The sequence below is a fragment of the Halalkalicoccus paucihalophilus genome (assembly GCF_001593955.1).
Classification (GTDB): domain Archaea; phylum Halobacteriota; class Halobacteria; order Halobacteriales; family Halalkalicoccaceae; genus Halalkalicoccus; species Halalkalicoccus paucihalophilus.
Map to the genome: position 1 here is coordinate 348,599 of NZ_LTAZ01000013.1, position 12,797 is coordinate 361,395.

Annotated in this window: 13 protein-coding genes; 6 read left to right on the plus strand and 7 right to left on the minus strand. The window is 55.5% G+C overall.

Translation table 11 applies throughout. From position 1 onward, the window contains the following. The first annotated feature begins 208 nt into the window (after positions 1-208). The 5 genes from HAPAU_RS16860 (at position 209) to HAPAU_RS16880 (ending at position 3,496) form a co-directional block, all read left to right on the plus strand. Positions 209-415: a hypothetical protein gene (locus HAPAU_RS16860; RefSeq protein WP_066385092.1), complete on the plus strand. Its 207-nt coding sequence runs from the start codon at positions 209-211 to the stop codon at positions 413-415. Then, a complete protein-coding gene (locus HAPAU_RS16865) occupies positions 409-1,158 on the plus strand; it encodes a hypothetical protein (protein ID WP_066385094.1) in 750 nt (249 codons plus the stop codon). Before HAPAU_RS16860 ends, HAPAU_RS16865 begins: the two co-directional genes overlap by 7 nt. A gap of 169 nt (positions 1,159-1,327) precedes the next feature. Beyond that, the gene (locus HAPAU_RS20310; RefSeq protein WP_211263613.1) at positions 1,328-2,026 is read left to right on the plus strand and encodes a hypothetical protein; all 699 of its coding nucleotides are present in this window, start codon (positions 1,328-1,330) and stop codon (positions 2,024-2,026) included. A gap of 864 nt (positions 2,027-2,890) precedes the next feature. Then, the gene (locus tag HAPAU_RS16875) at positions 2,891-3,121 is read left to right on the plus strand and encodes an AbrB/MazE/SpoVT family DNA-binding domain-containing protein (protein WP_066385096.1); all 231 of its coding nucleotides are present in this window, start codon (positions 2,891-2,893) and stop codon (positions 3,119-3,121) included. Continuing rightward, a complete protein-coding gene (locus tag HAPAU_RS16880) occupies positions 3,122-3,496 on the plus strand; it encodes a hypothetical protein (RefSeq protein WP_066385099.1) in 375 nt (124 codons plus the stop codon). It abuts the gene before it with no gap. 925 nt (positions 3,497-4,421) lie between these two features. Here HAPAU_RS16880 and HAPAU_RS16885 read toward each other — a convergent pair. The 4 genes from HAPAU_RS16885 to HAPAU_RS22480 form a co-directional block, all read right to left on the minus strand. Then, the gene (locus HAPAU_RS16885) at positions 4,422-5,561 is read right to left on the minus strand and encodes a flavin-containing monooxygenase (protein WP_066385101.1); all 1,140 of its coding nucleotides are present in this window, start codon (positions 5,559-5,561) and stop codon (positions 4,422-4,424) included. Between the two features lie 157 nt (positions 5,562-5,718). Continuing rightward, on the minus strand, positions 5,719-6,531 hold the full coding sequence (locus tag HAPAU_RS16890) for a helix-turn-helix transcriptional regulator (RefSeq protein WP_066385103.1): 813 nt from the start codon (positions 6,529-6,531) through the stop codon (positions 5,719-5,721). A gap of 692 nt (positions 6,532-7,223) precedes the next feature. Next, positions 7,224-7,559, minus strand: a complete 336-nt coding sequence (locus tag HAPAU_RS23085) for a helix-turn-helix domain-containing protein (protein ID WP_368085903.1) — start codon at positions 7,557-7,559, stop codon at positions 7,224-7,226. Then, positions 7,522-10,317, minus strand: coding sequence for a bacterio-opsin activator domain-containing protein (locus tag HAPAU_RS22480; RefSeq protein WP_245634201.1), 2,796 nt, complete (start codon positions 10,315-10,317; stop codon positions 7,522-7,524). Before HAPAU_RS22480 ends, HAPAU_RS23085 begins: the two co-directional genes overlap by 38 nt. Before the next feature lie 346 nt (positions 10,318-10,663). On the opposite strand from HAPAU_RS22480, the gene HAPAU_RS23315 reads away from it, so the two are divergent. After that, positions 10,664-10,804 (plus strand): DUF7563 family protein, encoded by a 141-nt coding sequence (locus tag HAPAU_RS23315; protein ID WP_449267240.1) that lies wholly within the window; start codon positions 10,664-10,666, stop codon positions 10,802-10,804. Positions 10,805-10,995: 191 nt separating this feature from the next. Here the strand turns inward: HAPAU_RS23315 and HAPAU_RS16900 are convergent, their stop codons facing one another. From HAPAU_RS16900 to HAPAU_RS16910, 3 genes are all read right to left on the minus strand, one after another. Then, on the minus strand, positions 10,996-11,274 hold the full coding sequence (locus HAPAU_RS16900) for a hypothetical protein (RefSeq protein WP_066385104.1): 279 nt from the start codon (positions 11,272-11,274) through the stop codon (positions 10,996-10,998). 255 nt (positions 11,275-11,529) lie between these two features. Beyond that, the gene (locus HAPAU_RS16905; protein ID WP_066385107.1) at positions 11,530-11,718 is read right to left on the minus strand and encodes a hypothetical protein; all 189 of its coding nucleotides are present in this window, start codon (positions 11,716-11,718) and stop codon (positions 11,530-11,532) included. Positions 11,719-11,839: 121 nt separating this feature from the next. Continuing rightward, positions 11,840-12,766: a cytochrome P450 gene (locus HAPAU_RS16910; protein WP_066385108.1), complete on the minus strand. Its 927-nt coding sequence runs from the start codon at positions 12,764-12,766 to the stop codon at positions 11,840-11,842. Positions 12,767-12,797 lie beyond the last annotated feature (31 nt).

Consider the following 12,797-nt stretch of genomic DNA (forward strand, 5'->3'; position numbering starts at 1 on the left):
CCATCTGATATTGAGTATTCGCGCACATGCAAATGGTAGTGTCGGATACTACCCTATACTACTTTGCCCACAGGCAAAGTTTTGCGTATAGGAAAACTCCTAAGTGACAGTATTGCATATACGCAAATAGGAGCACAAGGGGAGCCATAGAAATTGAAATGGCTCGGTGATGGCACACCGAACCCGTGCTCCTGTGGTGACAGAAGCAATGAGCACTAGCAACTCTACCCCAGAAAACAGTATCGCCTCCGAACGGACGCACCGCATCACCGGTCCCCACCACGAACCCCCAACGGTCGCCAACGCCACCACCTACTGGCGCTGTGAGGCCTGCCAACGCGAATTCATCCGTGAGCAAGACCTCCACCGCGAGACCTTCCACGCCGAACACTGCGAGGTGGCCGACCGATGCTGACCGAAATCTCCACCGACAGTACCCAACTGTTCGCCGGCGCGCGACTCTCGGAAACCAACCCCGACTGCACCGCCTGCAACCGAACCCTGCGCGAAGGCGAACAGGTCACGATCTATGCCGCCCGCAAAGAGGACGCCCCCACCTTCGCGATCGAACGCATCTACTGCCGTGAGTGCACCCCCGAAAACCTCACCAGTCCAACGCGGGGCCTGAGCGAACACCTCCTCCAATCACAGCTCACCCGAACGCTCAACGTCCGTACCCAGAGCGAGTTCCAGACACTCGGCGAGATCCACACGCTCGACGCAAGCGCCCCCAGCGAAGGTACGGCCGAAGCCCACAACGAAGAACCCCCGACAGCACTCCTCCGGGATACCCACATTCAGAACCCCGCAAGCGCCGTCTATCACATCGACGACGGCGAGGGCCAGCCACTGTGCAACTGCAACAGTACCGCCCAGTACACGCCGGTCCCACTCACAGAAGCCGAGGCGAGTACGGCCCGCCAGTGTGGGAACTGCCAGATCGCCCGCCAGGGCGAACAAGCCACCAAACCCTGTCCGCACTGCAATACCGAGATCGGGATGAGCGCGTGGCCTCAACACGTCCGGGCGTGTACGGGTGATCCGACCGACGCCGCCGAGCAGACCGATCCCGACGGCGACCCCGCGATCACCCAGACCCAGACCCAACGCGCCACAAGCCCGGGCGTTCGCACACAGCTCCACCAGCGCCAGGAGTAACCCGCGCCACAATGGGCGGGCTTTCGCACAGCGCCAGCACTGTACGCCCACCGAGAGCCCCGCCTGTAACACCCCGAGTCCTGCGTGGAGTTGCGCCGCTGAGCTACGCCGTCGAAACACTTGCCAGCCACGAGACGGGCCCGATCGTCTCACCACAATTCTGTTACCAATGAGCGACACTACAACGACCGAAAGCACCGCCACTGATCAGTCCGCGACAACCAACGACCCAACCCTTGAGTCCGTCTATGAGCAACTCGAAGCGCTCACCGACCGCGTCGAGCAGCTTGAAGCTGAAGTCGAACGCAAGGACGAGCGCATTGAGGAACTGGAAGCGGAGCTCACCGAGTACAAGCGCTTTGCCGGCTCGGAGTTCGCGGACGTTCGCGGGCGGATCACCGACGTCGAAGACCAGACCGACGAACTCGAAACAACACTTCAGGAGACACCCACGGAGACTATCGACCCCGAGGAGAACGGCTCCCAGACCACGATCGCGGAAACACCATTAGAACGGATCTGTGCGCTCCCCGAGCACGTCGCCGACCAGGAGCTTACGACCAACCAGAAGCGCGCTCGCTTCATCGCCCGTGACGTACTCGATTACGCCGAGAAGGCGCCTGCTGGGCTCGTGCTCGATAGCCAGACGATCACGAAGGTCATCACCGCGTCTGAAGGCTCGAAGCCCCACACGCAAACTGTGGCCCGTGTCATGAACTTCCTCTCAAAGCTGGGGAAGGACGAGGTCGAACAGACGAAACGACGCGGGAAGAAACTCGTGGTGGTTGAGGAGAAAGCAGCCGACCGCTATCACGATCGTTGTGATCGGGATATCGAGCACGCCCCCGCAGGAAGCGTGATGTCCTAACAACGGGACAACAACAAGGAGCAGAGTTCGAACCAACCACCCTGGACACGCCCTCCGCTCCTAGTACCAACTCCGAACAACCTTACCCTGATGTAGTAGTAGTGGAGGGAGTAGAAACGATTTTGCTGGTTCTACCTTCGGAAGTATATCACACCACGGTGTGATTAGTCAGACAACGCCTTGTGCAACATCGTCTCTTGCTTGACGGGATTTGTTGCACAAGGCCAGACACGCTGTTCATAGTTTTTCTGGCATAGAACGTCGCTGATACGTCTCTAGGGCGAGATTCATATTGAACATGTGTAGGCCGGTATCGCTCTCGTCTCGTGTGGGGGAGGAGTGAGTCCACAGTGCCCATGACATACGCAGCAGGTGGACTCATCCTAGAGTGGGACTCTACCCATCTCATGTGCGCTATCGCCAATGGATGACACACGATAACACACGGATGGACTGTTATCTCCGTCCCTCTTTAATATATATGCTGTCCCACGCAGGCCTTTATTACAGAGGACACGTTGTCGATTGCACACTCACGGCTAACCAGCACCGCGTCCGCTTCATTCTACAGGACGTGCAGGAGTACGCTGAGAAGGTGCCTGCTGGGCTTGTGCCCCATCTGAGCTGTTCACGGGCGAGCCACGTCCGCCGTTTTATATCTACGGCCTCTACGCTAGTCAGATGCGTGAGCTAGCCTTTGCTCGTGAACATAAGCGCAGGTACAATAGGGTGGCCGATACGTCGTCGACTACTCCAGCGCCCGTATCTACTTGCTTATAACCGAAGCGCAAAGTCGAAAGCCTATCAGTGGGTAAAGCTACTATTCAGGGGAATCTTTTGATTGTTCCCACCATAGAGTAGTGTATGTCAAACACGAGGCTTGACGAACGTGGTCGTCTTACGCTCCCAAAGGAGATTCGGGAGCGATATGGGGAGCACTATCATATCGTTGAACTGCACGACGGAATTAAACTCGTCCCAGTCGCGGACAATCCGCTCGAGGCACTTCGTGACGAGTTCGCGGACGTCGAAAAGTCAGCTACCGAACTCCGTGATGAGGCGCGGGAAACAGCCCTTGACGAGGCCGGCAGCTAAATGTACGCCGAGGTGGATTTCCTCCTTGCCCTTATCAAAGACGACGACTGGCTGGGCGATGCTGCTGAGAAAGTATATCGAGAGCATCGAGACGAGCTATGGACGTCCCAGTTCACACTCATTGAATTGCTCTTAGTCGCGTATCGCGAGGGACGGAACACTGAACGAGTCATTGCGAATGCTACCTCCCTCCTCGAAGTACAGGGCGACGTAGAGACCGTCGTCGCCGCGGCAACATACGTCGAAGATCACGGATTCACTCCCTTTGAGGCGCTCCATCTCGTGGAATCTGCAGGCGATACCATCGTTTCCAGTGACGGCATGTACGAGGGATTCGCACCGCGACTCGATCTTATAGACGTTCAGGAGGAGTGACGCTGAATCCAGGCGTGGGCATGAGAGCTTCATCGATCGTGCTCCGAATCCAAACGACAGAACCCGGATCGAGACCCTATCGCTAGAACGGTAGCCACGAGGGACCGGGGGCGTTCGTTTCTTCGAGCCGTCGCTGATCGCGAATTCACGACAAATCAGAACCGCACTTCCTTCATTGCCTGCGATTACGCTGCGAAAGAGCCGACTGGACTCGTACTCGACAGTGGACCGATCGTGGAGTCATACCGCCGACGGAGGAATGAAGCCCCACATACGAACTGTAGCTTGTATCGTGGACTTACTCGCAAAGCTGGGGAAAGACGGCGTCGAGCAGACGAAACGACGTGGGAGGAAGCTCGTTGTCGGTGATTCAGAAGCAGCCGATCGGTATCACGATTGTTGTAATCGAACCAAGGAGCAAGCCCCTGCAGAGAGCGTAATATCCTAACAATGGGACAATACGAAGGCGAACAGTCGACGACGACTATTCCGGGTACGCCCTCCTCTCCTAGTCACAACTCCGAGCAGCCTCCTCCCGTTATAGTAGTAGTAGAGGGAGTAGAAACGGTTTCGTCGGTTCTATCTTCGGAACCATCTCACCACGGTGTGATGAAGACAGAAGGTCCGTCTAGTGCTCTCTTTCTTGTTCTTCATCGATTCAATGGGCTAACTCGTCGTATTCTCTAGCACCATCTCGAAGTAGTCATCAGACTCGTCCGAACGTAGCCGCCTGTATCACTGACTTCCCCGATAAGTGATTTCTGGTGCTTAAATCACCCAGGCTATGAGGACGGTGGTGTGACAGGTGAGCTGTTTACTGAACTGGCGAGCAATCCATCGCTGTGAACAAGACCCAACCACAGTACCAGCGACACGCAGACCTCGATCTGCCAGAAACACTCGATACAGCCGACGCCAAACTCAACTACGACTGTTGTGGGAGTCCGGCTACCGATTCGGTGTAGTTTCGACGAGGCGGCTGCTGTCGCGCTGTCGACGTCAGGTGGTCGACCACATACTTCGCATCCCTGCCGACGCCGGTGAACAGCCCCGACGTCATCGCATACAGAAAGAATAAGCCGACGAAGTACAGTCCCGGCTCGTCCGGAACGACGCCGCGCACGTGGACAGGCTCCTTGGGTTGTTCCTTTCCGTCGAAGATTGGGAGGTCTATCCACGAAAAGTCAGGATGGAAGCCAGTGCACCAGATGACATTCTCGACGTTGAGAACGTCGTCATCCCCGACGACGGGGCGACCGTCGCGGACACCGGTCATGCGAGGCACCCGCTCAACGCCGGCCGCGGCCAGGTCACTTGGTTTCGTGCGCACTAGCGGGCCGCCCTGTGAGAGCACCTTCGGGCGGAGACGGCGCCCGATCAGCGTCCCCGTAGTGAGGATTCGGTGGAAGAGCACGCGCATCACGAACGGAACCCCGAGGTAACGGCCGACCCACGAGTCGATGTGGAACGGCACGTGGCCGACGTCCCGGCCCGACAGCCACGTTTCATGTCCGTCGGCGACGTCGAGTGCGATCTCGGCACCGGAGTTGCCCGCCCCAACGACGAGCACGTCCCCGTCCTGAAGCTGATCGGGGTTACGGTAGTCGATCGAGTGCAGCTGGACGATGTCATTGGAGAGTTCCGCTGCGAAATCCGGGACCGTCGGGACCTGGTAACTCGCCATCGCCACCACGACGTTGTCCGTCTCTATCCGCCGGTTGCCCGCGGTGACCAGAAAGCCATTGCCGCTCCGTTCCAGCCCGTCCACGCGGACGCCGAGTTCGACGGGCAGGTCGAACCGCTGGGCGTAGGTCTCCAGGTAATCGGCCACCTCGTCTTTCGTGGGGAAAGCGTACGGTGAGCCCGGAATATCCATCCCCGGTAGGCTCGAGTAACGGGCAGGAGTGAACACTTGGAGAGAATCCCAGCGTGCCCGCCATGCGTCACCGACGCGGTCGCTCGCATCAAGGATGATGAAGTCCTGGTCGTGCTGCTGCAGGTAGTACCCGGTCGCCAGTCCGGCCTGGCCGCCACCGATGACGACGGTGTCATGTCGTTCGATCATGTCTTCGTTTCTCGGTAAGTGTACGCGTTGGAGGAACGTGATGATGCCGCGTGCAAGATTTCATGCCCTGAAATCTCAGATAGACCAGGTGACTGCTACGTCAACAGCTCTTGGCTGACCGATTTGGCAGTTCGACGGCAGTGGTCGTCGTCCCTAATTACGAGGGCACGCGGGACTCAAAGGTGTCGGGATCGACTGGCGTCGCCTCCACGCGAACCTGCTCGAAGACCGAGATGGCCCAGTCACGGGCTTCCGGGGCGTTGGTGTCGATAACCGCCACGAGCGCCCCGGTCTCAACGTCATGGCAGCAGATACCGACCCGGTCGTCCACGATGCCGAGACCGCAGCGGTCACCGTCGGGGAGGTGGTCGTGGACGAGAACGGTCGCGTTCTCGCAGGCGGTGACCTCCATGATCCGATCTGGGTTCCAGGCAACCATCCCCTCCAGAGCCTCAGGCGTGAACACATATTCGAACGTCATTCCCTCAAGGACCGCGCCGCAGGCCGTCTCGAGATTGCTTGATTTGTAAACGATGTTGTCGAACCCGCGCAATGACGAGGTAGACGCGATGAGTTGGCCGAGACGCTCGACAGGCTCGTAGGGGTACCCTGGTCCAGGATAGGAGACTACCGCGTCGGCGAAGAGATCGACGGAGAAGCCCGGCATCTCGACGGGCAACCACTGCCAGACGTCGCGGAGCTTCTCCTCGATTTTCATCGCGTCCCGCAGAGTCAGGAATTGGTCGGCGACGTACTCGCCAAGAGGAGTCAGCCCGTACCTTGGGCCGTCCCGTACAAGCCACCTCCGCTCTTGGAAGTCGGTGAGCACCCGTCCGATGGTCGGTGAGGAGGCGCCGGTGGCCTCACACAGGTCTTGACGGTCGGTCGGTCCGTCGTGCAACATTTCGAGGACGCCGACGCGGTGGACCGACGTGGCCAAAAACTGGATGTTGTCAATTCCCACAGTCATATGCGATGTAGGAGGGCAAGTAGCTTAGCGTTTCTACCATGTGGGAGAGACAGGCGATTCTACGTTAAGGAAAACACGGGACAGACGAGGTCGAGCAGACGAAACATCCTCGCGAGAAGCTCATCGTGGTCGACGAGAATGCAGCCGATCGGTATCACGATTGTTGTAATCGGACTAAGGAGCAACCCTCTACAGAGAGCGTGATGTCCTAACAACGGGACAACAACACAGAGCATAGTCCGCGAGAGCGAACCACGAAAGCACGGCCGTACTAGTAACAACGACGAACAAATCTAGAATAGTACAGTAGTAGTGTGGGTAGTAGAACCGGTTTTGCTGGTTGACCTTCGGAATCCCACCCCACCACGGTATGATCCGTCAGCTACTACCTTGTGCAACAACCTTCATGATCGGCATACTGTTGCACAAGGCTAGGTTTGAGCACAGCGAGGTAATTCATAAATAGCGCCAAAATTTCCCCTTAGTGGCGGGAGGAGTCGAGTAGGGCTGTCAGAGGCACCTATAACTCCCCGCCCTTCTCCGCTTGCTCATGAGCCAAAGCGGAGACGAGGATGTTCATCCGCATTCGTCCTTAGGGGCTATGGCTGGAAACCAGTTAGTGCTAGCATAGGAAATCGACCCCAAACAGCCCCTTTACCATTTAGGTAACAGCCCGTAGAATCCGTAGGAGCCTATGCAGCACTGGTCGTAGACGCATCAAACAATACCTCACAGATTTTTCGTTGGGCCGCTCGCAGATGATGCGTGAATGTCGGTTGGGAAACATCTAATGAGGCCGCGACTTCCCGACCTGTTTGAACCCGCGGCGATTCGAAATACCCACTCAGGTATGCCGTCTGGAGAACTGCCTCTTGTTTCTCAGTTAAGCGCTCTCCGCAGACCGTTCGAAACGTTCGTTGCGTTTTGAGCGGGCGCTCACGGGTTTTACGTCCACGTAACTCTATGTTCGGAACGTTCTGTTCAATCCGCTCAATAAAATTCGCGGACAGCGGCCATATCGGAGATATCTACGACAACTGTTGTTACTCCTTCTTCGATGGTGAGCGTTCGGATGACTGCACCCTGTTTGGTGAGCATGGACGAAAGTGTTGGCTCGGATGATCGCAATCTAAACAAGGATCCGGTATCACGCTCGTCGATACATCGTAGTTCTTCAATAGCAACGGACTGCGTACTGGCAGCACGAACCGTTTCCGGTGAACTACCCTTCACGGTGAAAAAGACGTCCGGCTCCCCTTCTGAGCGGTGAACAAGCCCCTCGAGGGTGACCGTACACCCCAGTCGCTCTGCGAGGCGACAAAGCGGTGTAGTCGGCTCTCGACATTGAAGCGTAAGTTCAACGACTCGATCGGTGTGGAGCGTTGCTCGAGTCTCAACAGCGTTGATCGCATGTCCGATCGTCTGACCGAGTTCAGTTAGGACAGCATGATTTCGTTCGTCGGATTGGGGCTGTGTAGCATAGACTGATAAGACTCCATACAGGGATTCTTCATACACCAACGGGACACTAATACATGAGCGTGCACCCCGTTCGAGCGTCGCCGTCCGTGCGGGAGCAAACTCCGTTTCTGTAGCAAGATCGGGTACGACCTGTGTATCGTGAGTACGTATCGCAGTAGTGATTGGGTTTCGAGTAGTCGTGGTCTCGTCAATCGTCGTCTTCAGTTCTTCAACATAGCCACTATCAACGCCGACCCATTCCCGTGGTGTAATCGTGTTTGTGGCCGAATCGTGCTCGCCGATCCAAGCGAATTGGTACTGATCGGACTCAGCTAACCGCTCACAGACCGCACGATCGATCTCTTCTACACTGTCGGCCTGCACTAATGCTTGATCGATTTCTCGAATGAGACTATTGAGGCGATTGAGACGGGCTAATTCTTCGTTTTGTTGGGCGAGCTGCTGTTCACCTTTCGCCCGATCCCACGCTGCTTCGATAGTCGACCCAAGCGCTCCAGCGAGACCGATTGTTGAGTCATCAAACGGTTCTGCCTGAGCAGAGCCAATACAGAGAACACCATGTCTCGACAGTGGAACCAGTATATACTGTTGTAGCGATGATTCCGAGGAGGGACCCCCAGTGAATGAATCGCCATTTTCAACGTTGATCTCATTGTCGATGAACGCTTGCCACGCCTGCTCTGACAACCCCTCTAATAGCTCACTTGAAATCTCCTCTATGTCTGGATCCGTGTGGCTAGTACCGTGTCGGAACTCACCAGTTGTCTCGTCGTAGCGCCATAGTGCAGCATACTCAGTGTCAAGTACATCCCGTGCGATGTCGACCGATCGGGTGCTGATCTCTTGTGTTCCGGCGTTCATGAGCTCACGACTGATGGTATTCAGCCGTTCGAGAGCCGTCTGCAGCTCTCTCTGGTTCGTGATATCGTTGAATAGGATCGCGACTTTGCGCTCTTGTGGGTCTCCAAGACGGAACGCGTACACATCGAACCAGCAGTCCCAGTCTTCGACGTATTGTTCAAACCGGATCGACTCACCACTGAGAGCAACATTGCCGTACCGTTCATACCACTCTTGTCCGATATTTGCCCCGAGCTCATTGACAGTCTTCCCCTCGGCATTCTCAAGTCCAGTCAGTACTTCGAAGGCTGGATTAGCCTCGATAATCCGGTAATCAACCGGGTCCTTGTTCTCATCGAACAGCATCTCAACGATACAAAACCCTTCGTCGATCGATTCGAACAGCGTCCGGTAGCGTTCTTCACTTCTACGCAGTGCTTTTTCAGTTTCCTTTCGCTCAGTGATATCTGTGAAAATCACTCCAACTTGTTTGCTATTCCGCTCTCCAATGTGGAACGCGTACAACTCTAAAATCCGACCCTCAGATGAAAATTCGCGTTCGAAGCGGACTGCTTCACCAGTCTGCAAAACGGTATTGTAAACGTCGAACCACTCTTCAGAGATATCGGGAATCGCTTCTCGCATCGTCTTTCCAACTACATTGTCGACGCCGGATTGCTCGGTGAATGCAGGATTTGCTTCAACATAGCGAAAATCGATTGGGTCGTCTGAATCCGTCTCGACTTTCTCGATGATACAAAATCCTTCGTCGATCGATTCGAACAGCGTTCGGTATTTCCGTTCTGACTCTCGCAGCCGTTCGCGTGCTTGTTCTTTTGCCCGATGGAGTTCCCGACCGCGCAGCATAACGTCCGTAGCAAGGTGCGAATCGCATGTATCGAGCCGTGAGAGCAGCTCATCCTCTCCATCTGCCTGCAACTGGCGGACGATGGACGTCACATCCTCGACGCGGTGAATGATGTAATCGATCCCACCGGCTTCGTTGAACACCGGGGAGTTCGTTGGACTCCACCAGCGTTCTTCGAACTCGCTGTCCTCAGATTCACGATCAGGGATTGGATAATAGGTTATCGGCATTACATCTGCTTTCCCCGTCGATCGCACTCGATCAAGCGATTTACGTAATCGCGGAACCCCCTCTGGATCCGGATTCTCAGGATCGGCAGGGAAGACTTCAAACAGAGTGTCACCGATTATCTCTGCACGTTCGGTCATTGTCGCTTCTAGATACGCCTCGCTCACTGCGACAATTTCGTAGTCATCAGGCTCGACAATGAGATACAGCTCCGGAACGTGTTCAAATAATTGTCGAAATGTCGCTTCAGTGGCTCGTGCGGCGGCGTCTTTGCGATCGTCATCCGCCCGCTCGGAATTGTTGTTTTCAGTAAGACCAGTTTTCGACTCGATTCGCTCGTCTGTTTTTGAGTAGGAGGGGATTGCCACCAGACACGACTGTCCGTGCCGACGTTTTTCGTATTCAGCCGACCGTCCTCGGCGAGTCTGTCGAGTTTGTCGTAGATCGTATGAGTAGAACACTCAAACTGCTCGGCTATTTCTGGCGTTGTGAGTGGTGTTCCGGGTGGAGCAAGCTCATCAACTGCATCAAGAACAGTAGATAGCAGTGGCGTGTGTGATGTCATGTTACTAGATAACGCTAGGCAACCTTGAAAAGGCTTTGAGGATTACCCTCACGACTCAGTGTTCCGGTGCCCTACTATCGTGTCTCTCACGTATAGTCGTCCACGATGCAGGCCGAAAGTTGATAACCATGCTACATGGTTGAATGAATATGCCCCAATGCGATGAGTGTGGCCAGCACGTGACCGCCGATTTCCACCGCGTATTCGCTGGTAATGACGGAACGCTCTATGGCTGTCCGAATTGTCTGAGTGCAACGGCAATCAAGAATGGAAAAGCAACCGGCCACTGACCGTTCAGTGGTTATTGATTGCTGCAGCTAAACGAAGTGCTAGGGCAAACAGGACCGCCGGTATTGAACAAAAAGAGAGCAGGCTCGTGCTCGCTCAAGAATCTCCTCGATTTTGCTCCACCGACGGTCAGCGAGAGTACCAAGATGCGCCGGCATGGGCTCAAACAAAGTGGTGGCTCTTTGGGTAGGGCCTATAGAATAATGTAGCCGACCTCAAGGAGAGATCTAGCGTTGCCCTCACTTGCTTTCGTCTCGCTTCGCCCCGTTCCCCCTGCGGCTACGAACCCGTGTCCGGTCGCGCTCATTTCGCTCCCGCTGGCGGTCGTCTGTTCGGTGATCTCGCCGTCGTGGCGGTGGTGTCTCGTCCCGTCGTCTGCTGCTGTCCCTTTGGTTGTCCTGTCGCCCTCTCTCTCGCCGGTTGTTCCGCCGTCTCCTGTCTCGCTGGTTGTCTCGATCCTGTCGGCGTTCATCGCGCCGCACTGCTTTGGTAACAGACGACATGACTGTACCAACTGTCTTGATCGCTTTTCCAATCGGTTTCAACGGTTTGACTGATACCATTTTAGTGTGTGTCATATGTTAAGATATCACACACCCTCCTATTGTACAGACTTACTCAAGGAACGTAGCTGTTACGGTCATTCCCGTTGTGATTAGTCCTGTGATGCGGTATTGTTTGACTTTGCTCTGTATCACGAATACTTCTAAACAACTGGTGGTTGCATTCAGGCCTGTGCTCGCTCAATAGTCTCCTCAAGGTGGTCTTCGCAGACGTACTCCGAGAGTACGTCATCAGTCAGCACGTAATAGTCGGCATCATGCTCACAATCATCGGTCGCACATGGGCGCGGCGTGTTTCGCTCGCCGAATCCAAGGACGAGATCGACACCCGGCCGATCGAGACGATTCGTCATAGCTACTTCTCTCTTGATAGGCCATATAGTTCTTCTATATTTCTGAGAAAACCGTCTGTTCTGCCTCAGCTGTCTACACCCAGCTGTTCTAAACGAATCAAGCCGAACAATCACTCTCTACTCAGCTGAGTGGTTCGATCGTGGTCATAACACCCTTAACAGGGCGAAGCGTCGGCGTTGGTCGTAAATTCCGGAGCTCCTGAGCAACCACCTCGATATCGAATTCCTGTGTCAGGCGAGCGAGCGAGAGCGTCGCTCCCGAGAGGGCAAACTGCGAGCCAATACACGAATGAGGTCCCGTACTGAACGGGAAATACGCGCTCACGGCATTCGGTGATCGTCGTTCCCATCGCGACGGATCGAACTTTCGTGGATCGTCGAAGTACCGTTTGTCCCGATGAACAGACCACTGCGGAAGGATCACTGCAGATCCCTTCTCTACTACGTAGTCGCCTAGCTTGACTTTCTCACTTGCTTGGCGGAACACCGCCCACACTGGTGGATACAATCGTAGCCCCTCCCGATATACACGGCGAGTATACGAAAGATCCGTGAGATGGTCATACCGTGGTTGTTCAGTACCAAGCGCACTGTCTGCCTCGGTTCGAACGCGATCTCGAATCGCCGGGGATCGAGCAAGCAAACCGAGTGTATAGGTCAGGCTGAGCGCAGTCGTCTCGTGTCCCGCGATAAGGAATGTGGCGACCTCATCACGGATCTGAGTCTCCGGGTACGTGACCGCCGGATCCGCTTCAGCGCGTAACAAGAGCGCAAGCATATCTCGCGGAGGTTGGTCCTCGTCCGTAGTTGCTAGTTTGGCCCGTCGTTGCTCGATTATTTCCTCGCTCAAGTTGCGAATGCCTTCAGCTGCTTGCTTGAACTCCGGGGAGATCCGTTGTGGAAGCCAGTTCAGACGGACAGTCGACGGTGAGAACTCGAATTCGATGCCCGCAATATGCATCCACTCGTGGAACTGTGCTGCCCGCTCACGGCCGAGATCTTCACCTAAGAGAATTTCCGAGGCGACCCGGATTGTCAGTGCCGTCATAAGTACATCTGCAACAGTGAGTTCTCGTGGC